At 60.9% G+C, this 22,543-nt stretch carries 23 protein-coding genes; 7 read left to right on the top strand and 16 right to left on the bottom strand.

Annotation, left to right across the window (positions count from 1 at the left end; translation table 11 throughout):
- Window positions 1-52 precede the first annotated feature (52 nt).
- The 4 genes from C5L13_RS11550 to C5L13_RS11535 all read left to right on the top strand — a co-directional run bounded on the left by C5L13_RS11550 (window position 53) and on the right by C5L13_RS11535 (window position 6,740).
- Window positions 53-1,018 carry an ABC transporter substrate-binding protein gene (locus C5L13_RS11550; protein ID WP_105383432.1) on the top strand — a complete coding sequence of 322 codons (966 nt, stop codon included), beginning with the start codon at window positions 53-55 and terminating at the stop codon, window positions 1,016-1,018.
- 296 nt (window positions 1,019-1,314) lie between these two features.
- Complete coding sequence (locus C5L13_RS11545) at window positions 1,315-2,508, top strand: efflux RND transporter periplasmic adaptor subunit (RefSeq protein ID WP_105383431.1); 1,194 nt, start codon at window positions 1,315-1,317, stop codon at window positions 2,506-2,508.
- Between the two features lie 14 nt (window positions 2,509-2,522).
- On the top strand, window positions 2,523-5,861 hold the full coding sequence (locus C5L13_RS11540) for an efflux RND transporter permease subunit (protein WP_105383430.1): 3,339 nt from the start codon (window positions 2,523-2,525) through the stop codon (window positions 5,859-5,861).
- 171 nt (window positions 5,862-6,032) lie between these two features.
- Window positions 6,033-6,740, top strand: a complete 708-nt coding sequence (locus tag C5L13_RS11535; protein WP_170117255.1) for a Crp/Fnr family transcriptional regulator — start codon at window positions 6,033-6,035, stop codon at window positions 6,738-6,740.
- Between the two features lie 125 nt (window positions 6,741-6,865).
- Here the strand turns inward: C5L13_RS11535 and ureG are convergent, their stop codons facing one another.
- The 16 genes from ureG to urtA all read right to left on the bottom strand — a co-directional run bounded on the left by ureG (window position 6,866) and on the right by urtA (window position 20,409).
- Window positions 6,866-7,477: an urease accessory protein UreG gene (ureG, locus tag C5L13_RS11530; RefSeq protein ID WP_105383428.1), complete on the bottom strand. Its 612-nt coding sequence runs from the start codon at window positions 7,475-7,477 to the stop codon at window positions 6,866-6,868.
- Between the two features lie 41 nt (window positions 7,478-7,518).
- Window positions 7,519-8,190, bottom strand: coding sequence for an urease accessory protein UreF (locus tag C5L13_RS11525; RefSeq protein WP_105383427.1), 672 nt, complete (start codon window positions 8,188-8,190; stop codon window positions 7,519-7,521).
- A 6-nt stretch (window positions 8,191-8,196) separates the two neighbouring features.
- Complete coding sequence (gene ureE, locus C5L13_RS11520) at window positions 8,197-8,691, bottom strand: urease accessory protein UreE (protein WP_105383426.1); 495 nt, start codon at window positions 8,689-8,691, stop codon at window positions 8,197-8,199.
- A 12-nt stretch (window positions 8,692-8,703) separates the two neighbouring features.
- The gene (locus C5L13_RS11515) at window positions 8,704-9,375 is read right to left on the bottom strand and encodes a TIGR02117 family protein (RefSeq protein ID WP_105383425.1); all 672 of its coding nucleotides are present in this window, start codon (window positions 9,373-9,375) and stop codon (window positions 8,704-8,706) included.
- Window positions 9,376-9,400: 25 nt separating this feature from the next.
- Window positions 9,401-11,110 carry an urease subunit alpha gene (ureC, locus tag C5L13_RS11510; RefSeq protein ID WP_105383424.1) on the bottom strand — a complete coding sequence of 570 codons (1,710 nt, stop codon included), beginning with the start codon at window positions 11,108-11,110 and terminating at the stop codon, window positions 9,401-9,403.
- A 61-nt stretch (window positions 11,111-11,171) separates the two neighbouring features.
- Window positions 11,172-11,579, bottom strand: a complete 408-nt coding sequence (locus C5L13_RS11505) for a lysozyme inhibitor LprI family protein (RefSeq protein WP_245571219.1) — start codon at window positions 11,577-11,579, stop codon at window positions 11,172-11,174.
- Entirely contained in the window at window positions 11,576-11,881 is a 306-nt protein-coding gene (locus C5L13_RS11500; protein WP_105383423.1) for an urease subunit beta, read from the bottom strand. Before C5L13_RS11500 ends, C5L13_RS11505 begins: the two co-directional genes overlap by 4 nt.
- Before the next feature lie 11 nt (window positions 11,882-11,892).
- Complete coding sequence (locus C5L13_RS11495) at window positions 11,893-12,144, bottom strand: DUF1272 domain-containing protein (protein ID WP_105383422.1); 252 nt, start codon at window positions 12,142-12,144, stop codon at window positions 11,893-11,895.
- An 11-nt stretch (window positions 12,145-12,155) separates the two neighbouring features.
- Window positions 12,156-12,458: an urease subunit gamma gene (locus tag C5L13_RS11490; protein ID WP_105383421.1), complete on the bottom strand. Its 303-nt coding sequence runs from the start codon at window positions 12,456-12,458 to the stop codon at window positions 12,156-12,158.
- Window positions 12,459-12,477: 19 nt separating this feature from the next.
- Window positions 12,478-13,323: an urease accessory protein UreD gene (locus tag C5L13_RS11485; RefSeq protein ID WP_105383420.1), complete on the bottom strand. Its 846-nt coding sequence runs from the start codon at window positions 13,321-13,323 to the stop codon at window positions 12,478-12,480.
- Window positions 13,260-14,453, bottom strand: coding sequence for an alpha/beta hydrolase family esterase (locus C5L13_RS11480; RefSeq protein ID WP_105383419.1), 1,194 nt, complete (start codon window positions 14,451-14,453; stop codon window positions 13,260-13,262). The genes C5L13_RS11485 and C5L13_RS11480 overlap by 64 nt, the downstream gene beginning before the upstream one ends.
- A 176-nt stretch (window positions 14,454-14,629) precedes the next feature.
- On the bottom strand, window positions 14,630-15,325 hold the full coding sequence (gene urtE, locus C5L13_RS11475; protein ID WP_105383418.1) for an urea ABC transporter ATP-binding subunit UrtE: 696 nt from the start codon (window positions 15,323-15,325) through the stop codon (window positions 14,630-14,632).
- Window positions 15,326-15,393: 68 nt separating this feature from the next.
- Window positions 15,394-16,155: an urea ABC transporter ATP-binding protein UrtD gene (urtD, locus tag C5L13_RS11470; RefSeq protein WP_105383569.1), complete on the bottom strand. Its 762-nt coding sequence runs from the start codon at window positions 16,153-16,155 to the stop codon at window positions 15,394-15,396.
- A gap of 15 nt (window positions 16,156-16,170) precedes the next feature.
- Entirely contained in the window at window positions 16,171-17,340 is a 1,170-nt protein-coding gene (gene urtC / locus C5L13_RS11465; protein WP_105383417.1) for an urea ABC transporter permease subunit UrtC, read from the bottom strand.
- Window positions 17,337-18,950: an urea ABC transporter permease subunit UrtB gene (urtB, locus tag C5L13_RS11460; protein WP_105383416.1), complete on the bottom strand. Its 1,614-nt coding sequence runs from the start codon at window positions 18,948-18,950 to the stop codon at window positions 17,337-17,339. The genes urtC and urtB overlap by 4 nt, the downstream gene beginning before the upstream one ends.
- Before the next feature lie 169 nt (window positions 18,951-19,119).
- The gene (urtA, locus tag C5L13_RS11455) at window positions 19,120-20,409 is read right to left on the bottom strand and encodes an urea ABC transporter substrate-binding protein (protein ID WP_105383415.1); all 1,290 of its coding nucleotides are present in this window, start codon (window positions 20,407-20,409) and stop codon (window positions 19,120-19,122) included.
- A gap of 283 nt (window positions 20,410-20,692) precedes the next feature.
- Here urtA and C5L13_RS11450 point away from each other — a divergent pair, with 283 nt between their 5' ends.
- The 3 genes from C5L13_RS11450 to C5L13_RS11440 all read left to right on the top strand — a co-directional run bounded on the left by C5L13_RS11450 (window position 20,693) and on the right by C5L13_RS11440 (window position 22,416).
- On the top strand, window positions 20,693-21,175 hold the full coding sequence (locus C5L13_RS11450) for an ABC transporter permease family protein (protein WP_105383414.1): 483 nt from the start codon (window positions 20,693-20,695) through the stop codon (window positions 21,173-21,175).
- 166 nt (window positions 21,176-21,341) lie between these two features.
- Window positions 21,342-21,650 carry a putative quinol monooxygenase gene (locus C5L13_RS11445; protein WP_105383413.1) on the top strand — a complete coding sequence of 103 codons (309 nt, stop codon included), beginning with the start codon at window positions 21,342-21,344 and terminating at the stop codon, window positions 21,648-21,650.
- Window positions 21,651-21,759: 109 nt separating this feature from the next.
- Window positions 21,760-22,416 (top strand): phytochelatin synthase family protein, encoded by a 657-nt coding sequence (locus C5L13_RS11440; protein WP_105383412.1) that lies wholly within the window; start codon window positions 21,760-21,762, stop codon window positions 22,414-22,416.
- Window positions 22,417-22,543 lie beyond the last annotated feature (127 nt).

The raw sequence follows: 22,543 nt of genomic DNA, 5'->3' as shown, positions 1-22,543 counted from the left end.
GCTGATATCCGGCTCGGGCCAACGGGGTCGGCAAACACAGAGGGAAACGACAATGAAAAAGATCATGATGGCATTGATGGCGGGCGCCATGTCGCTTGCCGCAGCCCAGGCGATCGCCGCCGACAAGGTGACCCTGCAGCTGAAATGGGTGGCGCAGGGCCAGTTCGGCGGCTATTTCGTCGCCAAGGAAAAGGGCTTCTACGAGGAGGAAGGCCTTGACGTGACGATCAAGCCGGGCGGCCCGGACATCGCGCCGGAACAGGTGATCGCCGGCGGCGGCGCCGACGTCATCGTCGACTGGATGGGCGGAGCACTCGTCGCCCGCGAAAAGGGCGTCCCGTTGGTCAACATCGCGCAGCCCTTCCAGAAATCCGGCCTGCAGCTGATCTGCCCGAAGGACGGTCCGGTCAAGACCGAAGCCGATTTCAAGGGCCAGACCCTCGGCGTCTGGTTCTTCGGCAACGAATATCCCTTCTTCGCCTGGATGAACAAGCTCGGCCTGAAGACCGACGGCAGCAAGGACGGCGTAACGGTTCTGAAACAGAGCTTCGACGTGCAGCCGCTCGTCCAGAAGCAGGCGAACTGCATTTCGGTGATGACCTATAACGAATACTGGCAGGCGATCGATGCCGGCTTCAAGCCGGAAGACCTGGTCGTCTTCAACTATACCGCCATGGGCAACGACCTGCTCGAAGACGGTCTCTACGTCACCGAGACCAAGCTCAAGGACCCGAAGTTCAAGGAAAACATGGTCAAGTTCGTCCGGGCCTCCATGAAGGGCTGGAAATACGCGCTTGAAAACCCTGCGGAAGCCGCCGAAATCGTCATGGACAATGGCGGTCAGGATGAGAACCACCAGAAACGCATGATGGGGGAAGTCGCCAAGCTGATCGGCAACGGCAAGCTGGACATGGCAACCTATGACCGCACGGTGAAGGCGCTGCTGGACCAGAAGATCATCAGCAAGAAGCCTGAAGGCGCTTATACGACAGAGATCACCGCGGCAGCGCTGAAATAAAAATCGCCTGCCGTTCACTTAAAGAGAACGCACGGCATAAGGTTCGTGCGTTCTCTGAAATTTTTTTGACGTAAACCATAACCAAAACTCATCCATTCCATAACGGGCATGGATTGATTTGTGCGGCGCAAACACGTAAAAGTTCAGTCCTGATGAATCTTTCGCTGTCGGTCTTGTAACCGCTTTTTGCGGTTACCACCTTGATCCGGGATATCGCGCGCAGAGGGGGCGCGGCGAGACCGGGGAGGTACCCAGCGAAATATTTGCCCCTTTAAATCCAGGTCGGACGTAAACGCATGTTTCGCAAGTTCTCGAAGTCTGCCGGCATTTCGGCGCTCCTCCTCTCGCTTGCCGCGAGCTCCGCCCTGTCGCAGGAGGCTCCGCCGGCAGCCGCCGCGCAGCCGAAGCTGCCCTCCATCGTAGTGACCGAGACGGTAACCAAGCCGCTTGTCGACCGGATCATCGCAACCGGCACGATCAAGCCCGTCCAGGAAGTCTATGTTCAGCCGCTGGTCGAAGGACTGTCGATCAAGACGCTTGGCGCCGATATCGGCGACGAGGTGAAGGCCGATAGCGTGCTGGCGACGCTGAACGAAGACGCGCTGCTCCTTGAAAAGAGCCAGCTTGAAGCCAACAAGGCGAAGGCCGAGGCAGGCCTTGCCCAATACAAGGCGCAGGTGATCGAAGCCGAAGCCAATCTGGCTGACGCCACCCGCCAGCGCGACCGCACCAAGCGGCTGAGCCAGAGCGGCACCAGCACGGTTTCCCAGGTCGAGCAGGCAGAAGCGCTCGTCGAAGTTCGGCAGGCGCAGCTGAACGCTGCCAAACAATCCGTGGCAGTGGGTGATTCCGACATCAAGGTCGTGGAAGCCCAGATCGAGGATATCGATCTGAAGCTCGCCCGGACCGGCGTCAAGGCGCCTGTGTCCGGCGTGGTTTCGGCGCGCAGCGCCAAAGTCGGCGCGATCGCCAGCGGCACCGGCGAACCGCTGTTCACGATCATCCGGGATGGCGCGATCGAACTCGTGGCGGATCTCTCCGAAACGGATATCCAGAAGGTCAAGGTCGGACAGAAGGCGCTCGTCTCCGTTGCCGGCGGCAAGACGAAGATCGAGGGCAAGGTGCGCCTCGTCTCCCCGACAGTCGACGCGACGACAAGGCTTGGAGCGGTCCATATCGTCATCGACGACGAAAGCGGCGCCCGCGCCGGCATGTATGCCAGCGCGGAGATCGTCGTTACCGAGACCAGCGCGCTGGCGCTCCCGCTGTCTGCCGTCATTACCGGACGCGATGGTTCGAGTGCCCGCAAGGTCCAGGACAATGTGGTCAAACAGGTGAAGATTGAAACCGGCATCCAGGATGGCGGTTTCGTTCAGGTGGTCAGCGGCCTTGAAGCCGGTGATCTGGTTGTTGCCAAGGCTGGTGCTTTCGTGCGGGATGGCGACAAGATCGCCCCGGTCCCCGCCGAGCCCGGCGCTGTTGCGAACTGAGCTGAGGTTGACTCATGAACTTTTCCGCCTGGTCGATCCGTAACCCGATCGCGCCGCTGCTCGGCTTCGCGCTGTTGCTCTATCTCGGGTTCCAGTCGTTCTTCACCCTGCCGATCACCCGTTTCCCGAACATCGACGTTCCGGTCGTCTCGATCAGCGTCACCCAGAGCGGCGCTTCGCCTGCCGAACTGGAGATGCAGGTGACCAAGGAGATCGAGGACGCCGTCGCGTCGATCAGCGGCATCGACGAAATCCAGTCCACCGTGACGGACGGCCAGTCCCAGACGGTGGTGATGTTCCGCATCGAAAAACCCACCGAAGAAGCGGTTCAGGACACCAAGGACGCCATCGACAAGATCCGCAGCGATCTGCCGGCCGGCATCGAGGAGCCTGTCGTTTCGAAGATCGACGTCGAAGGCCAAGCCATCCAGACCTTTGCCGTATCCTCGCCCAACATGACGCTCGAAGAGCTGTCGTGGTTCGTGGACGACACGGTGAAGCGCTCGCTGCAGGGCCAGCCGGGCATCGGCCGCATCGACCGTTACGGCGGTGCTGACCGTGAAATCCGCGTGTCGCTGAATGCAGCCAAGCTCGATGCCTATGGCATCACTGCAGCGGACGTAAACCAGCAGCTTCGCGGCACCAACGTGGACCTCGGCTCCGGCCGCGGACAGGTGGCCGGCAACGAGCAGACCATCCGCACGCTCGGCGACGCCCGTGATGTGGCTCAGCTTTCCGACACGTCCATTTCGCTTTCCAACGGACGTTTCGTGAAGCTGTCGCAGCTCGGCACGATCACCGACACCTATGAAGAGCCGAAATCCTTCGGCCGCTTCAAGGGAACGCCATCCGTCACTTTCGCCGTCTTCCGCGCCAAGGGAGCAAGCGAGGTTTCTGTTGCGGAAACGGTCGCGGAAAGCCTTAACGAGGTGCGCAAGGCCAATCCGGATGTGGCCATCGAGATGGTCGATGACGCCGTCTACTACACCTACGGCAACTATGAGGCGGCTCTCCACACCCTCATCGAAGGTGCGATCCTCGCCGTCATCGTGGTGCTACTCTTCCTGCGCAACTGGCGTGCGACCCTGATCGCCGCCGTGGCATTGCCGCTGTCGGCGATCCCGACCTTCTGGATCATGGACCTCATGGGGTTCTCGCTGAACCTCGTGAGCTTCCTGGCGCTGACGCTCGCGACCGGTATTCTGGTGGACGATGCGATCGTCGAGATCGAGAACATCGCCCGCCATATCAAGATGGGCAAGACGCCTTATCGAGCGGCGCTCGAAGCTGCCGACGAAATTGGTCTCGCGGTTATCGCGACCAGCTTCACGATCATCGCGGTCTTCGTGCCCGTGTCCTTCATGCCGGGCATTCCGGGACAATACTTCATCCAGTTCGGCCTGACCGTCGCCTTCTCCGTCTTTTTCTCCCTGATGGTGGCACGCCTCGTCACGCCGCTGATGGCCGCCTATTTCATGCGCGCCGAAGACGCGATGGACGACCATCACGACAACGACAGCCGTCTGATGAAGGCCTATACGCGCCTCATCAGCGGCACGACCCGCAAATGGTACTGGCGCTATACGACGCTGCTTGCAGCGATCGCCTTCCTGGCCGGCTCGGTGATGCTGCTCGCCCAGGTTCCCGGCAGCTTCATACCGCCGGAAGACGCCTCGCGCGTCGTGCTTTCGGTGGAACTGCCGCCGAACGCCACACTTGACGAGACCGACGCGACGACCACCCAGATCTATGAGGCGATCCGCGATATCGATGGCGTCGAAAGCGTCTTCGTTCTGGGCGGCGCCTCGCCCAAGGGTGACCTCGAACTGCGCCGGGCCACCGTGCGCGTCATCCTCGGCAATATCGAGCATTCGCTGGTCAAGACCCTTGTGAACAAGGGTCTCGGCTCGATCCCGATCCTCGGCAATTATCTGCCGAAGATGGAGGTGAAGGGCCGCATCCAGCCGCAATGGGAGATCGAGAAGGAGATCCTCGCCAGGCTGCAATCCATTCCGGATGTTCGCGTCGCCAAGCTCAACGACCGGGCCGAGCGCGATCTCTCGTTCAACTTCCTCTCCACCAACGAGGCGGACCTGAACGACGCTGTCAGCCTGCTCGAATCGCGCCTGCGCGCTTCGCCGATCCTTGCCAATGTCAGCTCGGAAGGCGCCCTGCCCCGTCCGGAACTGCAGATCCGGCCGCGCATGGACGAAGCTTCGCGGCTCGGCATCACGCCGCAGCAGATTTCGGAAACCGTCCGTGTCGCGACGATCGGCGATGTCGATGCAAATCTTGCGAAAATCTCGCTCGATGACCGGCAGATCCCGATCCGCGTGCAGGCCTCGCTCGATGTCCGCCGGGATCTGGCCGCGATCCGCGCGCTGAAGATCAAGACCGCGAGCGGCCAGAGCGTGCCCCTCTATAGTGTCGCCGATATCGATTATTCGGAGGGCCCGAGCTCGATCAAGCGCAACGACCGCAGCCGCGTCGTCTCGATCGGTTCTGACGTGCCCTTCGGGACCGCGCTCGATACGGCAAGTGCCGAGTTCAAACGGATCGTCGACGAAACCAAGCTTCCGCCGACCGTGCGGCTTGCGGAAAGCGGCGACGCCAAGATCCAGGCCGAAATGACGCAAAGCTTCGGCAATGCGATGCTGCTTGGCCTGATGCTGGTGCTGGTGGTGCTGATTCTCCTCTTCAAGGATGTGATCCAGCCGTTCACCATCCTGTTCTCGCTGCCGCTTGCCATCGGCGGCGTGGCGGTCGCGCTGATCCTGACGCAGAATGCCATGTCCATGCCGGTCCTGATCGGCATCCTGATGCTGATGGGCATCGTCACGAAAAACGCCATCCTCCTTGTGGATTTCGCGATCGAAATGCGCCGCCACGGGATGGAGCGGGTTCACGCCATGGTCGAGGCCGGCCGCAAGCGCGCCCGCCCGATCATCATGACCTCGATCGCCATGTCGGCAGGCATGCTGCCTTCCGCGCTCGGGATCGGCGAGGGCGGCTCGTTCCGTGCGCCGATGGCGATCGCGGTGATCGGCGGCATCATCGTTTCGACGGTGCTCTCGCTGGTGGTCGTACCGTCCTTCTTCCTGATCATGGACGATATCTCCCGCCTGCTCGGCAAGCTCTTCGGCCGGTTCGTCGGCAAGAAAGAGGTCGAGGAACTGGGCCTTTCGTCGGAAGAACTCACGCAGGAAGCACGTAGGAATGCACAGTCGATTGCTTCGCTGGAAGAGCGCCTCAACCAGATGGAGCGCCAGACCGGCGCCAACGACGACCGCGCGGCACCTGGCGCGCAGGGCGGCAACAAAGTGCTGCGCCTGCCTCCGATGGCCGCTGAATAAGCGGCATTCGCCAATCCTGTCTCAAAAACGCCGGGCCTTGGGTCCGGCGTTTTTAGTTGAAAAGAAAATGGCCGGAAAAACGCGCATATTTGATCGGCGTCAAAAACCGCTTTCATGAAACTGTTATCTTGGCGTCATCGTGAGGTAGCGGCCGACGTCATGGAACAGGCGATGGAAATCATAAACACCAGCATCAAGCTCAACAGCCGGGACCGGGCGGTGCTGATGAGGACGCCGTTCCTGAGCGGCTTGAGCGGCAATTCGCTCGGGCGGATGTTCGGCAGCATGACGATACTGAGCCTGCCGGCACGCAAGTCCGTCTTCCGCGAGGGAGAAGATGCGGACGCCTTCTACTGCGTCCTGAGCGGCTATGTCAGGCTCTACCGGCTGAACCGGGAAGGACGCGAAGCGGATATCCGCATCTGCGTACCGGGCGACACCTTCGCCGAGTGCCTCCTTTATGGCGACAGGAAATATCCGTTTCAAGCGCAGACCGCGGAAGCTGCGACGCTTGCACGCTTCGATGCACAGGCCGTACGGGAACTCGCCGAACAGGAAAGCGATGTCGCCAAGGCGGTGATGATCTCCCTGTCCCATCATCTTCTGACGGCCATGGAATGCGTTGCGAACGACAGGCTGCATACGGCGCCGCAACGGGTGGCGAATTATATCCTGACGCGCTGTCCTGTGGACGGAGGCCCGGCCTCCATTCGACTGCCCTTCCAGAAGAGCCTGCTGGCGGGCATGCTGGGCCTGGCGCCGGAAGCCCTTTCACGCGCTTTCTCCGCCTTGCGGAAGACGGGCGTCACCGTGCGCGGCCGGGTGATCCAGGTGGGCGATGTACAGGCGCTTCGGGAAATGAACGTTCATCAAGGTTGACGTGAGGGACGTCCGGCTTGGCGGGGCCGGCACCCTCTGAAAGCATGTCGCACGCGGGCGGCGGCGACATGCAGCAGGCCGGTGGCTTTCGAGGAGCCCCGGCCATAACTTTTTCAAGGCTGTGCTTAGAGCCCGCCTTGCTCCTTCAGGAACCGGACGACGTAGTCGACCCCCTCACCGCGTTTCAGATCGGTGAAGAGATGCGGTTTCGCCTCGCGCATGCGATGGGCGTCCCGGTCCATCACATCGAGATCGACGCCAACATAGGGGGCCAGATCCTTCTTGTTGATGACGAGCAGGTCGGAGCGGGTGATGGCCGGGCCGCCCTTGCGGGGAATTTCCTCGCCCTGGCAGGTGGAGATCACATAGATGGTGATATCGGCCAGATCGGGCGAGAAGGTCGCCGCAAGATTGTCGCCGCCGGACTCAATGAAGACAATGTCGAGGTCGGGAATGCGCTCGTTGAGATCCGCAATCGCCTGAAGGTTGATCGTCGCGTCCTCGCGGATAGCGGTATGCGGGCAACCGCCAGTTTCGACGCCGACAATGCGGTCCGATGAGAGAGCTTGGCAGCGTACCAGCGCTTCGGCGTCTTCCTTCGTATAGATATCGTTGGTGACCACCGCGACGGAATAATTGTCCCGCATCGCCTTGCAGAGCTTTTCCGTCAAAGCTGTCTTGCCGGAGCCGACAGGCCCGCCGATGCCGACGCGCAAGGGGCCGTTCGCCGATTTCATGTGAGTTCCTTTCATAAGTCCCAGGCAGCTTAAGGCCGCCCTCACGAGCGGAAAAGCCGCGAATTTTGTGTTTCGTGCCGGAGCGAGGCAATTTCCGCCTGCACCGCCGCGCCGCCCAGATCATCGAGCGTGGCCTGCGCTGCGCGCTGCGAAATCTCTCCCAGCAACCCTTCGAGAGAGGCCAGAACCTTCACCCCTTCCGACTGCCCGCAGACCCCGAGCCGGATCGCTGCCGAAACCGATTGAGAGACGGTGGCATGCAGATAGGCCGCCAGCGCCTTATCCGTCGGAATGCCATGCGCTGCCGAGACCGCGCCGACCGCGACGGGAAAAGGCACCTCGCGCGGCAGGCGCTCCAGCACGGGATCAGGCCAGGCGGAGGCCGCGACAATGAACGCTTTCCCCAGCGACAGCGTTTCCATGAACCGCTCGGCCGAACCGGCGAGCGCAAGCCCGAGCTCTGCGACCTCTCTCAACTCCGCCCCGTTCTCCACCTGCCGCCAGGCTTCGGAAAACAGAAGCGCATCGTTCCAGAGGCTGCCATGCCGGACCAGCGTCGATATCCACTCCTCAAGGCCTGCGGCATCCTTGAGCAGCCCGTCAAAGACTGCGCGCTCCAGTCCGCCGGAATAGGCAAAGCCGCCGATCGGGAAAGCGGGAGACAGCCAGGCCATCAATCTCAGGAGAGCCTGCGTATCGAGGGCCTGGCTCATGCACGCTCAATCATGATGATGGTCATGGCCACCATGTCCATGCGCGTGGCTGCCGTGCGAATGCCCCCCATGCGAATGATAGGCGCCGCGGGCCGGCTGGAAGCCTTCCTCGACGTCCGTCACCGTGGCGCCGAGCCCTTCCAGCATGGCGCGGATGACATGATCGCGCAGGATCAGGATACGCCCTTCCTCGATTTGCGCCGACAGATGCCGGTTGCCGAGGTGCCAGGCGAGCTCGATCAGATGAACCGCATCGCGCCCCTTCACCTCAAATAGCTTCTCCGGCGCCGCACGCACCTCGACCGTATCGCCGCTGTCGAGCACCAGCCGATCGCCGTGGTGGAAGAGCACCGCTTCCTTGAGATCCAGCATCACCATGTCGCCATTCGACAGATGCAGAAGCTTGCGTCGGAGATGCCGCAGATCATGCGGCAGCGTGACGATATCGACCGGCGGATCGGTGACCTCGCCGGCGGGACGGTAGGAATGGATGTGCTGCATGCGATACTCCGGTCAATTGAACAGTTCGAGTGAGAGGGTAAGCGTCTGCGGCAACGGATTCCAGAGTCCGGTGCGCAATCCGGCTGCTCGCAGCGCCGCCGCCGTCCAGGTGTTGCAGCCGACGACAGCGTTGAAATAACCACGCGCCTCAAAGAACTGGTCGTAATCTCCATAACCCGCGCCGGGTACAGCGGCAACCTCACCCGCCACTCGCACGAAACTTGCCTGGATGAAGTCCGAAAGGCGCCGGAACTCTTGTGGATCGAGATCGAAGGCCGAGACCGCCGTATGGCCCTCATCTATGCCGCTCGCGATATCGACGTGCAGGACCGAACTGTCGATAGTCAACGCGCGGAATACCGGCAGCGGCTTCAGGTCCGCCCAGGTCGGCGTTTCCAGATAAAAGGCACGCCCGCCCCAGCCGATCACCAGCCATTGCGCACCGGGGTCAGCAACGGGAATTCCCGCCCCACTGAGAAATGCGAAGGTAGCCCGGTTATTGTCGGAAAGCGGGATTGCGATATCGGTGTGAATGGGGTTGGAAAGCACGAGGATACGTATTTGTGCCCCCGCATCTTCCGAACGCGCCGGAGCGATCAGCGGCCGCGGAATGAAGGTCCCGGCAGCTACCGCAAGCACGATGATCAGGATCGCGGCGAGAAGCCGGCGCAAAACCTTTGTCATCCCTGATCTCCGCAGCGCACGAGCCTTAGAACAGGAAATAACGCTGTGCCATCGGCAGCACGGTCGCCGGCTGGCAGGTCAAAAGCTCGCCGTCGGCACGAACTTCGTAAGTTTCCGGATCGACCTCTACATACGGCGTTGCCGAATTGTGGATCATCGACGCCTTTGAAATGCTGCCGCGGACATTCTTCACCGCCAGTAGCTTTTTGGCGACACCGAGGCGCTGGGAAAGACCGGCATCCAGCGAGGCTTGGGAAACAAAGGTGACCGAGGAGTTGGTCCGGAGCTTTCCGTAGGCGGCGAACATCGGCCGATAGTGCATCGGCTGCGGCGTCGGGATCGAAGCGTTCGGGTCCCCCATGGGTGCTGCCGCGATCGATCCGCCGAGCAGCACCATTTCCGGCTTCACGCCGAAGAAGGCCGGGCTCCAGAGCACGAGATCGGCCCGCTTGCCGACTTCCACCGAGCCGATTTCATGGGAAACGCCATGGGCGATAGCCGGGTTGATCGTATATTTGGCGATGTAGCGCTTGACGCGGAAATTGTCGTTGTCCCCGGTTTCCTGGGCCAGTTGGCCGCGCTGGCGTTTCATCTTGTCGGCCGTCTGCCAGGTGCGGATCGCCACCTCGCCAACGCGGCCCATCGCCTGGCTGTCGGAGGAGATGATCGAGAAGGCGCCGATATCGTGCAGGATGTCTTCGGCGGCGATCGTTTCCTTGCGGATGCGGCTTTCAGCAAAGGCGATGTCTTCGGGGATCGACGGCGACAGATGGTGGCAGACCATCAGCATGTCGAGATGTTCGGCGAGCGTATTGACCGTATAGGGCCGGGTCGGATTGGTGGACGACGGGATGACGTTCGGATTGCCGCAGACCTTGATGATGTCAGGCGCGTGTCCACCGCCCGCCCCTTCCGTGTGGAAGGCATGGATGGTGCGCCCCCTGATCGCGGCAACCGTATCCTCCACGAAACCGCTCTCGTTCAGCGTGTCGGTATGGATCATCACCTGCACGTCGAAGGCATCGGCGACTGTGAGGCAATTGTCGATCGCGGCCGGTGTCGTCCCCCAGTCCTCGTGCAGCTTCAGCGACGAGGCGCCGGCTAGAATCATTTCTTCGAGCGGTGCGGGAAGCGAGGCATTGCCCTTGCCGGCGAGCGCAAGGTTCATCGGGAAGGCATCGAAGCTCTCGATCATCCGCTCGATATGCCAGGCGCCGGTGCAGGTGGTGGCGAGCGTGCCATGCGCCGGACCGGAGCCGCCACCGAGCATGCAGGTGACACCTGACATCAGCGCTTCCTCGATCTGCTGCGGGCAGATGAAATGGATATGCGCGTCCATGCCGCCGGCGGTCAGGATCTTGCCTTCGCCGGCGATCGCTTCGGTCGAAGGACCGACGATGATGGTCACACCCGGCTGGGTATCCGGATTGCCGGCCTTGCCGATCGCATGGATGCGGCCGTCCTTCAAACCCACGTCAGCCTTGTAGATGCCCGAATGATCGACGATCAGCGCATTGGTGATGACCGTATCGACCGCCCCTTCGGCGCGCGTGGCCTGGCTCTGCCCCATGCCGTCACGGATGACCTTGCCGCCGCCGAATTTCACCTCTTCGCCATAGATGGTGAAATCCTTCTCCACCTCGATGAAGAGTTCGGTATCGGCAAGCCGCACCCTGTCCCCTACGGTCGGACCGAACATCGAGGCATAGGCGGCACGGGACATCTTGTGGGGCATTTTCGGTCTACCTCGTAAGTTGGGGCAATCGGTCAACGGCCGTTCTGGCCGATGCGGGATATCAATTCCCCATGATCTCGGTGAGCTGTTTCAATTCGGCCGTGCGTTTGCGGGTCAGGTCTGCCTGGCAGCCGTAGATGAGCTGCGGTTCCATCGTGCCCCCGTGCGCCTGGTAGCCATAGGATGCGCATTGGGCGTCGCGATAGGCGACCCAGGCGCGCTGCGCCTTGACGAGCGCATCCTCGGCTCCTTTGGAGCCGACCTCGGCGCCCGCATCCCATTTTTTCATGACCTTGCGGGCCTTCTGATACTCAGCATTGAGTATCCGGTCGGCGGCACCGAACTCCTGCTCTTCGCAGTAAGTCATTTCCATCTGCGTGATGGGGTTCTTGCAATCGGGCTTCGGCTCCTGGGCAAGCGCAGGCAAAGCGGAAAGCGCCAAAAGGGCAGTAGCAATAATAAACTTCACAATGCACCCATGATCTTTTGCTGGAAACCGTAGACTTCTCGCTTGCCCGAAAGCGGGATCAGCGTCACCTGCCGGGTCTGCCCGGGCTCGAAACGAACCGCCGTGCCAGCCGGGATATCGAGCCGCATGCCGCGGGTTTTCTCGCGGTCGAAGGAAAGGCCGTTGTTGGTCTCGAAAAAATGGTAGTGGCTGCCCACCTGCACCGGCCGGTCGCCGGTATTGGAAACCTCCACGGTCACCGTCGGCGCGCCGGAATTCAGTTCGATTTCGCCTGCTGCGGCAATGACTTCGCCCGGAATCATGAATCTCTCCCTCAAGCCGCCTTGGGCGCGCAGCCCTCGGCCTTCAAAACGCGTTTGGTGGATGCGGGATATTTTTCCAGCTTCGCCACCGGGCGCACGGGACGGCGCACCAGTTCGCCGCCGCAATTCGGGCAGGTGTCGGCAAGCACATCTGTCGCGCAATCGACGCAGAATGTACATTCGAAGGTGCAGATCATCGCCTCCCGGCTCTCGGGCGGCAGATCCTTGTCGCAGCACTCGCAATTGGGGCGCAGTTCCAGCATGGGCCGCCTCCTCAGCGGATCGGTTCGTGCACGGTGACGAGCTTGGTGCCATCCGGAAAGGTCGCCTCCACCTGCACGTCGTGGATCATTTCCGCAATTCCCTCCATCACCTGATCGCGAGTGACGACATGCGCCCCGGCTTCCATCAGATCGGCAACGGAGCGGCCGTCGCGCGCCCCTTCGACGACGAAATCGGTGATCAGCGCAATTGCTTCCGGATAGTTCAACTTGACGCCGCGCTCGAGCCGGCGGCGGGCGACGATCGCCGCCATTGATATCAGCAGCTTGTCTTTTTCTCTGGGCGTCAGGTTCATGGGAATCCCGCAATAAAAATCAGATGTTCCAGACTTTCGGCACTGGCGCGCCGTTACGCAATACGGAAATTGCCGGTGTCAGGATTTTTCTCAAGTCAAAACCGGTCGGCGCCACCAGCCGCGCAATCAGCTTGCCGTTCCAATGGCTGGCTCCGCCGGTCCACAGGCTCGCGCCACCGGAAGTATGGTCAAGGCAGGCACGGAGTTTGGGGAAAAGTACCTCGGCAAGCGGCCCGGTATAAAACAGGGTCGCGAAGGCAACCTGGCCTGAGAGAACTCCTGCCGATTGCGTCATCCGCTCGATCTCGCCGTCGAACCGCAGCTCTTCGGCATGAATAAGCCTGCCGGAGCGACGCACCCGCCAGCGGTCGCGAAGGAAGCCCTGTGCAACGGCTTCGCCCATTGCCTTGCGCCCGAGCAGGACAGCTTCAACCGCCAGAAATTCGGAGGTTTCGGAAAGATCGACGTCAAGCCGGCGCGTCAGCGAGGCTCGGTCGAACAGAATGGTTTCCTGGGGAAGCCAGTGGACGGAGGCGTCCTTGCCGACGGTGATGTGGGTGGAAACGGACGCCGTGTCTGCGGCGGCCTTGTAGATCTTTTCGTTCGCCTGGGTGGTGATCGAAAGCCTGGTGGAATCAGCGGCGGCGACGGACCATTCGATCACGTCGCCGCCGGTCAGTCCCCCTGACGTATTGATGAGAATCGCCTCCATTTCAGGCGAAAATGTTTCCGGAAGGCGAATTTTTGCGCAGCCTTCCTGGTAGAATTCGGCAAGCCTCGTGCGGCCGCCGAAGACCTTGGTTACAAGGCGTCCTGCACCCCTTGCCCGTTGCGGCGCATATTGATCGGCTGGCTGCTGCTGCACGTCGTCCCCTGAAGATCGGTGTCGGTCGCGCAATCCGATGCAACGCCCGTGCCAGACTTGCCCTTCGCGGGTGCGGCGGTGGCGATCACATCGGTGCTGTCGGCCTTGCCGAAAAACTCCCACATCCGCGATGCCGGATCAATATTCGCGTCGAAGGCGGGTTTGGCGTCAGCAACCGTCGCGACCTTGGTCACGCTTGCGGCACCATCCTTGGCGGCAGCCATGACCGCCTCCGTTGCGGGTGCCGGTTTGGGCCAGGCATGTGTGCCGTCGGAAAAGACGTAGGATGCTATGCGGGCGCCGTTCTTGCAGGTGCCGTAGAGGCTGAAGGTCACGCCCTCGACCTTCTTGGGGTCGCCGTTACCCTTGCAGCCGTCGAGTTCGCTCCAGCGCTGGATTGCAGTCTTGAACCCGTATTGCCAATAGGCCTTGCCGCCGCCGGCATAGGGGTTGGCATCATCCTTCTCACCCGCGAAGGCCATGATGGAGATCGGCCTGGCTGGCGAGCAGTTCTCTGCATCAGGACCCCACTTGCCGTCAATTTCGACCGGCCGGCCGGCACGCAGCGAATGCACGAAGCCTGCAGCGGCGAAGTCGTCATTGCCGGCGCAGAGATAGGCCGAAAGCATGCGGCCGCCGCCGGAATAGCCGGAAGCGTAGATACGGGCCGGATCGACGCAGAGGGTTTCCTTCATGGTCTCCACCGCCCGCTCGATATAGGCGATCTCGTCAAGACCGCCGGGCTGGGTGGTCACATAGGGCACGTTCCAGGCATAGGTGCCGGCAGAACTGCCGGCCAGGCTGCCCTGCAGCGCCATGACGATGAAGCCGCTCTTTTCGGCGACCTTGTCCCATGAGCTTCTGTTCAGCTGACCTTCGGGATTGCTGTGGCTACCATGGAAATCGAAAACGACCGGAACCTTCTCTTTGCCCGTATAGGAAGACGGAATGAAGTAGACGGCCGAACGCGCGACCCCTTCGCTCTCTATGCTAACCGAGTGGCGCCCCGGCTCCATGGGTTCGCCGCAGCCGGCATAGGCGCCGCTGGCAGCCAAGAAAAAAGCCCCTACCGCGATCGCGCGCGTAAGAGCGGTGTTGGAAAAGGTACCGGCAACGCGAGCAAAATCCATCAGCGCCTCATCATGGGTGCAGGAGTGGTTGTCAACAATGTGCAAGGGTCCGCCTCAGAGTGTTCCAAGCTTACATGGAACGCTCTCTACGCCGCCTAGGTAACACATATGAGCTGACAACGAAACGCACGAAGTGCTGCGGCCCGATACAAACATTCACCATGGAAATACTAGGACTACACAGTCAGGTGCCGCCTCGCTTCTGCCGTATCCAATGTCTCGGCGGCGCCCTGATGCACAATTTCGCCACGATCCATGATGTAAACCTGATCGGCAAGCTCGCGGCAGAAGTCGAGATACTGTTCCACAAGCAGAATGGCCATGCCGGTCGAGTCGCGGAGATAGCGGATCGCACGGCCGATATCCTTGATGATCGAAGGCTGGATGCCTTCGGTCGGTTCGTCGAGCACCAGGATCTTCGGACGGGTGACCATGGCGCGGCCGATCGCCAGCTGCTGCTGCTGACCGCCCGAAAGGTCGCCGCCGCGCCGCCCGAGCATGGTTTTCAAGACAGGAAACAACGAAAAGATCTCGTCTGGAATGGATCTGTCTTTCCGGGAAAGCGGTGCATAGCCGCTTTCCAGGTTTTCCTGCACGGTGAGCAGCGGGAAGATTTCGCGTCCCTGCGGCACATAGCCGATGCCGTGCTTGGCGCGGGCATAGGGAGGCAGCCCGTTCAGCACCTCGTTGTGGAAGCTGATCGTGCCGGCACTGACGGCGTGCTGGCCGGTAACGGCGCGGAGAAGAGAACTCTTCCCCACGCCGTTGCGCCCCAGCACGCAGGTGATCTTGCCCATCTCGGCTGAGATCGAGACGCCACGCAACGCCTGCGCCGCGCCGTAGTGAAGATTGATATTGTTGACCGTCAGCATGTGGCATCTCCCTTGACGCGATGGCGGTAGGCGTTACCTGCCAGTGGCGCAACGCTCATCATAGTCACTCACCGCCCCAGATAGTTCTCGATCACCTTCGGATCGTTCGAGACGAAATCGATCGAGCCTTCGGCGAGCACCGAGCCTTCCGCCAGACACGTCACTTTGACGCCGAGTTCGCGGATGAAGCCCATGTCGTGTTCCACCACGACGACGGAACGCGTTTTGGCGATTTCCTTCAGGAGTTCCGCCGTCTCGGCGGTCTCCGCATCGGTCATGCCGGCGACCGGCTCATCGACCAGAAGCAGCTTCGGCTCCTGGGCGAGCAGCATGCCGATCTCCAGCCACTGCTTCTGACCATGCGAAAGGTTGGCAGCAAGCTCGTCCTTGCGGTGGCTGAGGCGGATGGTCGAGAGGATTTCCTCGATGCGAGCCTCGTCTTCCGGCGAGAGCGTGTAAAACAGCGTTGCAAAGACGCTGCGGTCGCGGTTGAGCGCCAGTTCCAGATTGTCCCAGATGGTATGGCTTTCGAAGACCGTCGGCTTCTGGAATTTCCGGCCGATGCCGAGCTGGGCGATATCGGCCTCGTCCTTTTTCGTCAGGTCGATCGCATCCTCGAACAGCACCGTACCGGTGTCCGGCCTCGTCTTGCCCGTGATGATGTCCATCATCGTCGTCTTGCCTGCGCCGTTCGGGCCGATAATGGCGCGCAGTTCTCCGGGCTCGACCACGAAGGAAAGCGAATTCAGCGCCTTGAAGCCGTCGAAGGAGACGGAGACGTTTTCGAGATAGAGCAGGCTCTTTTGTCTTGTTTCGGAAATCGTGTTCATCATCCGCCTCCTCGCCTATTCCGCCGCCTGGGCCTGCGCGACCGGTGCCGCCTCATCCCTGCCTTTTTCGGCCTCCACCGCAGCCTTCATGGCCTTGCGAGCCTTCAAGCCATGCTGGACCGTGCCGACGATGCCCTTCGGCAGGAAGAGCGTGACGGCGATGAAGAGGCCGCCGAGCGCATAGAGCCAGATTTCCGGAAAGGCGCCGGTGAAGAAGCTCTTTCCGGCATTGACCAGCACCGCGCCGATGATCGGGCCGATCAGCGTGCCGCGGCCGCCGACCGCCGTCCAGACGACCACTTCGATGGAATTGGCCGGTGCGAATTCGCCCGGATTGATGATGCCGACCTGCGGCACGAAAAGCGCGCCGGCAATTCCCGCCATCATCGCCGAGACGACGAACGTGAAGAGCTTGATGTTTTCCACCCGGAAACCGAGAAAACGGACCCGGCTTTCGGCATCACGTACGCCGACCAGCACCTTGCCGAACTTCGAACGAACGATCGCCGATGCGATGAGGAGGCAGAACGCCAGCATGATCGCCGACATGGCGAAGAGAACCGCACGCGTGCCGTCCGCCTGGACCGGGAAGCCCAGGATATCCTTGAAGTCGGTCAGGCCGTTATTGCCGCCGAAACCCATGTCGTTTCGGAAAAAAGCGAGCAGTAGCGCGTAGGTCATCGCCTGGGTGATGATCGAGAGATAAACGCCGTTCACCCGGCTGCGGAAGGCGAACCAGCCGAAGATGAAGGCAAGCAGGCCGGGCACGACCAGCACCATCGCCATGGCGAAAACGAACCAGTCGAAACCATGCCAGAACCAAGGCAGTTCCTTCCAGTTCAGGAACACCATGAAATCAGGCAGGACAGGGTTCCCGTACACCCCGCGCGAGCCGATCTGGCGCATCAGATACATGCCCATCGCATAACCGCCGAGTGCGAAGAAGGCGCCGTGGCCGAGCGAGAGGATGCCGCAATAACCCCAGACGAGATCGAGCGCGAGCGCGAGCAGCGCATAGCAGAGATATTTGCCGAACAGAGACACGGCATAGGTCGGGATATGCAGCGCGCTGTCCGGCGGTGTCAGAAGATTGAGGGCCGGAACGAGGATCGCGATGACAAGCAGAATGGCGATGGCGACGACGATCTTGCCTTCGAGAGCGCGGAAAACAAAGCCGGAAATCATGCTTCCACCGCCCTTCCCTTGAGCGCGAAGAGGCCGCGCGGACGTTTCTGGATGAAGAGGATGATGAGGACGAGCACCAGGATCTTGCCGAGCACGGCACCGACCGAAGGTTCGAGGAACTTGTTGAGCACGCCGAGCGAGAGCGCGCCGACGAGCGTGCCCCAGAGATTGCCAACGCCGCCGAAGACCACCACCATGAAGCTGTCGATGATGTAGCTCTGGCCGAGGTTGGGCGAGACGTTATCGATTTGACTGAGCGCCACGCCCGCAATGCCGGCAATGCCGGAACCGAGCGCGAAGGTGAAGGCATCGACCCAGGGCGTCTTGATGCCCATCGAGGACGCCATGCGACGGTTCTGGGTGACGGCGCGCATGTTGAGACCGAAAGCAGATTTCTTCAGCAGCACCAGCAGCGCCACGAAGATCGACATGGAGAAAAGGATGATCCACATGCGGTTCCAGGTGATCGTCATGCCGCCCACCGGGAACGAACCGGACATCCAGGACGGGTTGCCGACTTCCTGGTTCGTCGGCCCGAAGATCGAGCGGATCGTCTGCTGCAGGATGAGCGAGACGCCCCAGGTGGCGAGCAGGGTTTCGAGCGGGCGACCGTATAGGAAGCGAATGACGCCGCGCTCGATCACCAGGCCGACGGCGCCGGTGACGAGGAAGGCGACGGGCAGCGCTATCGCCAGCGACCAGTCGAACAGGTTTGGCGCGTTGTCACGGATCACGTCCTGCACCACGAAGGTCGAATAGGCGCCGAGCATGACCATTTCGCCATGCGCCATGTTGATGATGCCCATGACGCCGAAGGTGATCGCGAGGCCGATTGCGGCGAGCAGCAGGACGGAGCCGAGCGACAGACCATACCAGACGTTCTGTGCCATATCCCAGAGTTGCTGTTCGCTCTCTATCGCAGCGATGGCGGCATCGAGATCCCCCTTGAGGCCGGCGTCGATCGAGCCGGAAACGGAATTCAGGATGCCGAGCGAATTGCGGCCTCCGAGATTTTTGATGGTTTCAATGGCGCCACGCTTTTCGTCGATGGAGCGGTCGGAGGACAGAACCGAAACGGCTCGTGCTTCCTCCATGCGTGCCTTCACTTCCTTGTCCGTCTCCTTGGCGAGCGCGGCTTCGACCAGATCGAGGTTTTCCGGGCTCGGCGAGCGCAGCACGGCATCGGCAGCCTGCAGCCGCACGGCCCGATCCGCGCTCAGAAGCGTGAGGCCGCCCATGGCCGAGCGGATGACCCGGCGCAGATTGTTGTTGACCTTGATCTTGGTGACGGCGTTCTTGGCCGCCTGCCCGGCGGAAGCGCCCGTCAGCGGATCGATCAGCTCGAAACCGGAACCAGCGGTCTTGGCGATGAAGACGAGATTGTCGGATTTGCGGAAATAAAGATCGCCTTCGGCAAAGGCGTTGAGCGCCGGTACGACGCGGGCGTCGCCGCTCGCAGCGATCTGGCCGAGCAGTTTTTCGGCTTCGTTGAAATCGGCCTTGGCCAATGCATCGATCAAAGGTTTGGGATCGCTCTGCGCGAAAGACGGCGCGGCGAAGGAAAGGATCAGACAGGCAAGAAAAGCCTGGAGAAGAGATTTCAAGGTCATGATTTCGCCCCTGTCCGCCGGCCGGAACGTCCCCCCTCGTCTGAAACCCTGAGACCGGAAGAACGACTGGCGGCGACGCCGCAATTCCCTCTCCCCGACCTCGTTCAGGGCGGGGAGAGGGTCTGACCGGGGGCCCAACCCCCAGCCCCTCAGGTTTCACCCACCAGGATCAGCTACCCTTGCCGCCGCACTTGCCGGAAGCAACGTTGAAGTTGCCGCAGGACATCGGCTTGCGCCAATCGGAGATCAGGTTCTTGGAGTCCGGCAGGTAATCGGACCATTCGTCACCGACGACGGCAGGTGTTTCCTGGACGATTTCGAACTGGCCGTCCGCCTGGATTTCGCCGATCAACACCGGCTTGGTGATGTGATGGTTCGGCATGACGGTGGATGTGCCGCCCGAAAGGTTCGGAACGGAAACGCCGATGATCGAATCCAGAACCTTGTCGGTATCGGTGGTGCCGGCGGCTTCGACGGCCTTTACCCAGGCATTGAAGCCGATATAGGCAGCTTCCATCGGGTCGTTGGTGACGCGCTTGTCGTTCTTGGTGAAGGTCTTCCATTCCTTGATGAAATCGGCATTGACCTCGGCATCGACGGACTGGAAGTAGTTCCAGGCGGCGAGATGGCCGACGAGCGGCTTGGTGTCGAGACCTGCAAGTTCTTCTTCACCGACGGAGAAGGCCACGACCGGGATGTCTTCGGCCTTGATGCCCTGGTTGCCGAGCTCCTTGTAGAAGGGAACGTTGGCGTCGCCGTTGATGGTAGAGACGACGGCGGTCTTCTTGCCGGCGGAGCCGAACTTCTTGATGTCCGAGACGATCGTCTGCCAGTCGGAATGACCGAACGGCGTGTAGTTGACCATGATGTCGGATTCGGCAACGCCCTTCGACATCAGGTAGGCCTTGAGGATCTTGTTGGTCGTCTGCGGATAGACATAGTCGGTGCCGGCCAGAACCCAGCGCTGCACGCCTTCGCTTTCGGCCAGGTAGTCGACGGCCGGAATGGCCTGCTGGTTCGGCGCAGCGCCCGTATAGAAGATGTTGCGGGAGGATTCTTCACCCTCGTATTGGACCGGGTAGAAGAGGATCGAGTTCAGCTCCTCGAAGACCGGCAGCACCGACTTGCGCGAAGACGAAGTCCAGCAGCCGAAAACGGCAGCGACCTTGTCCTGGGAGATCAGCTGGCGAGCCTTTTCGGCAAACAGCGGCCAATCGGAAGCCGGGTCGACCACGACGGCTTCCAGCTTCTTGCCGAGTACGCCGCCCTTCTTGTTCTGCTCCTCGACGAGCATCAGCATGACATCCTTGAGGGTGGTCTCAGAGATGGCCATGGTGCCCGAAAGCGAGTGCAGAACACCGATCTTGATGGTGTCGTCTGCGGCGAAGGCGCCGGAAAGCGCCGTCGTCGACATGACGGTGGCGAGCAATGCGCCAGCAAACTTTGCTTTGAAAGTCATTGGTTCGAACCCCTCTTCTCGTTCGTCCGCAACGAAAACTTTAACCGTTGCTTAAGCGACTATCGGGTGCTGCATCGCAAAACCGTATACGTCGAATGACGTACCGGAGGGGGAGAACCGGGAAGAATGGGAACGTAGGAAGGCAGGCAGGCAGTACGGCTATAAAAGGCGTGGCAGTTTTACGCCAGAGCGGTCATTGCCGCGCGCGGCTGCCTCACCTTCTGGACAAGGAAAGTATACGTCATAGATACCCGCCGATATTCTATGTCCGGACGGGGCCCCTATGATACTCAATCGATTTCGCCACGATGGCTGCTTTTTTCTCGTTACACTTGGCCTGCTGCACTTTTCTTTCGGTGGTGAAATCGCACACAGCGAAGGAGCAGTGGCTCCGATCATTGAAAGGGAAGCCCTTGCTTCGACCAAAAACGAAAGCATCGGCGTTTTGATCTGCGGCATCGAGACCGAATATTTCTCCCGCCTCAAAGTTCTTTCGGGCTCAGTCGCAAATAATGCTGCTATCGAATTCAAAAACGGTAGCGGTGTGATGATCAGTGCGAAGCTTGCACAGCAGCTTTCTCTACATCCGAACGAGGTTATTACGCTTTTCAATCCCGTCGGCCAAATCACAGTAATGGGCGCTGCTCCACGCGTTACGCGATATCATATCCTGGCGATTGTCGACGATGAAGCTTTTGCTGGCGATCGCGGTGCAGTTTACATTCAGCAGGCAGAAGCAGAAAAATTCTCCAAGTCCGGCCAATGAGCAAGCGACAAGCGAGGTCCCAAATCGCGGTCGCCTTCCTCCTTCTCTTTAATGCCCGCTGCGGGGCGGAAGACGGTGCACCCCATTTATGACCTCCGAGGTAATCGACCCGCCGGCCGGCGGCATCTAATCCAATGGAGAGCTTTGTAGTGCAAAAGGATCAGCCATGCCCGTCACCTATGTCATCCGTTTCGATATCCTCCCGAACGAGCGCGAGCGCTTCATGAGGCTGCTCAACGACGTGCTGGACGCCATGCGGCACGAGCCGATGTTTCACCAGGCGGCGCTGCATGCCGATCCCGAAAACGAAAACCGCATGATGCTCTACGAGACATGGGAGGATCATCAGGACGTATTGAACGTGCAACTGCAGCGCCCCTATCGCGAGGCCTGGCACACGGCCCTTCCCGATCTCCTCGCCGGGCCTCGCGACATTTCGATCTGGAAGCCACTTCGTTCAGACCACGCAGGGTGATTGCGCTCACAGCACGAGTTCGCGATCCTCATCCGCCGTATGGATGGATTGATGTCGACCGTCTTCAGGTTCATTGTCCGGGTCCACCCTGTGCTTCGAGGGCATCGAAATGAAGCGCGCGCTGTTTCTTGGCATGATTGCCGTTACCGGTTTGCTGGTCGGCGCCGTGGCCTTCGTCGCCGGGCAGACCAAGGTCTCGCCGGAAGCGATCCAATCTTCAGTCATCCGTGTTCCCGAACTCATCGAGGCAGCCTGGAAACTGCCGGTGGCGGCGGCCTTCGGCACCGGAATCACCTGGCAGACGAACGGATCCCGCTGTGGGCCGGCGAGCGTCGCCAACGCTTTCCGTTCGGTCGGTGAAGAAGAGACGACGGAAGCCGAGGTTCTGGACGGAACCGGCATGTGCTGGACGGGCTACTGCATCATGGGCCTGACGCTGGATGAGCTCGCCGGGCTTGCTCAGACGAAAACCGAACGGAAGGTCGCGATTCTCCGCGACCTGACGGTCGATGAGTTCCGGCAGCATATGAAGCGCGCGAACGATCCCGGCCGCCGCTACATCGTCAACTTCACACGAGAGAAAATCTTCGGCGCAGGCGCCGGTCATCATTCCCCGATCGGAGGATATCTTGAGGCCGAGGACATGGTGTTCGTTCTCGATGTCAACGAGAACTATAGGCCCTGGCTGGTGGAGACGGACCGTCTGTTCTCCGCGATGAATACATTTGATGGAGACAGCAAGCGGGGCTTACTTCTGATCGAGTAGAAGCGTGAGATCTCCGTTCGGTTGAAATGAAGCGGGCAAGAGTGCCCACGTCAGGCGGCATTGGTCCTACGCCGGGAACAATTCCGCCATTGAGCGATTGCCCTCCCCGAACCAGCTATTCGAGGAG

The sequence above is a fragment of the Neorhizobium alkalisoli genome (assembly GCF_002968635.1).
Lineage (GTDB): Bacteria > Pseudomonadota > Alphaproteobacteria > Rhizobiales > Rhizobiaceae > Neorhizobium > Neorhizobium alkalisoli.
The sequence above is the reverse complement of the archived record's forward strand: the minus strand, read 5'-3'. Positions and strand labels throughout refer to the sequence as shown.

Excerpts from the sequence above, each read along its gene's own strand:
- C5L13_RS11550 (WP_105383432.1), top strand. The coding sequence starts at position 53 with ATGAAAAAGATCATGATGGCATTGATGGCGGGCGCCATGTCGCTTGCC.
- C5L13_RS11545 (WP_105383431.1), top strand. The coding sequence starts at position 1,315 with ATGTTTCGCAAGTTCTCGAAGTCTGCCGGCATTTCGGCGCTCCTCCTC.
- C5L13_RS11540 (WP_105383430.1), top strand. The coding sequence starts at position 2,523 with ATGAACTTTTCCGCCTGGTCGATCCGTAACCCGATCGCGCCGCTGCTC.
- C5L13_RS11535 (WP_170117255.1), top strand. The coding sequence starts at position 6,033 with ATGGAAATCATAAACACCAGCATCAAGCTCAACAGCCGGGACCGGGCG.
- ureG (WP_105383428.1), bottom strand. The coding sequence starts at position 7,477 with ATGAAATCGGCGAACGGCCCCTTGCGCGTCGGCATCGGCGGGCCTGTC.
- C5L13_RS11525 (WP_105383427.1), bottom strand. The coding sequence starts at position 8,190 with ATGAGCCAGGCCCTCGATACGCAGGCTCTCCTGAGATTGATGGCCTGG.
- ureE (WP_105383426.1), bottom strand. The coding sequence starts at position 8,691 with ATGCAGCACATCCATTCCTACCGTCCCGCCGGCGAGGTCACCGATCCG.
- C5L13_RS11515 (WP_105383425.1), bottom strand. The coding sequence starts at position 9,375 with ATGACAAAGGTTTTGCGCCGGCTTCTCGCCGCGATCCTGATCATCGTG.
- ureC (WP_105383424.1), bottom strand. The coding sequence starts at position 11,110 with ATGCCCCACAAGATGTCCCGTGCCGCCTATGCCTCGATGTTCGGTCCG.
- C5L13_RS11500 (WP_105383423.1), bottom strand. The coding sequence starts at position 11,881 with ATGATTCCGGGCGAAGTCATTGCCGCAGCAGGCGAAATCGAACTGAAT.
- C5L13_RS11495 (WP_105383422.1), bottom strand. The coding sequence starts at position 12,144 with ATGCTGGAACTGCGCCCCAATTGCGAGTGCTGCGACAAGGATCTGCCG.
- C5L13_RS11490 (WP_105383421.1), bottom strand. The coding sequence starts at position 12,458 with ATGAACCTGACGCCCAGAGAAAAAGACAAGCTGCTGATATCAATGGCG.
- C5L13_RS11480 (WP_105383419.1), bottom strand. The coding sequence starts at position 14,453 with ATGGATTTTGCTCGCGTTGCCGGTACCTTTTCCAACACCGCTCTTACG.
- urtE (WP_105383418.1), bottom strand. The coding sequence starts at position 15,325 with ATGCTGACGGTCAACAATATCAATCTTCACTACGGCGCGGCGCAGGCG.
- urtD (WP_105383569.1), bottom strand. The coding sequence starts at position 16,155 with ATGAACACGATTTCCGAAACAAGACAAAAGAGCCTGCTCTATCTCGAA.
- urtC (WP_105383417.1), bottom strand. The coding sequence starts at position 17,340 with ATGATTTCCGGCTTTGTTTTCCGCGCTCTCGAAGGCAAGATCGTCGTC.
- urtB (WP_105383416.1), bottom strand. The coding sequence starts at position 18,950 with ATGACCTTGAAATCTCTTCTCCAGGCTTTTCTTGCCTGTCTGATCCTT.
- urtA (WP_105383415.1), bottom strand. The coding sequence starts at position 20,409 with ATGACTTTCAAAGCAAAGTTTGCTGGCGCATTGCTCGCCACCGTCATG.
- C5L13_RS11450 (WP_105383414.1), top strand. The coding sequence starts at position 20,693 with ATGATACTCAATCGATTTCGCCACGATGGCTGCTTTTTTCTCGTTACA.
- C5L13_RS11445 (WP_105383413.1), top strand. The coding sequence starts at position 21,342 with ATGCCCGTCACCTATGTCATCCGTTTCGATATCCTCCCGAACGAGCGC.
- C5L13_RS11440 (WP_105383412.1), top strand. The coding sequence starts at position 21,760 with ATGAAGCGCGCGCTGTTTCTTGGCATGATTGCCGTTACCGGTTTGCTG.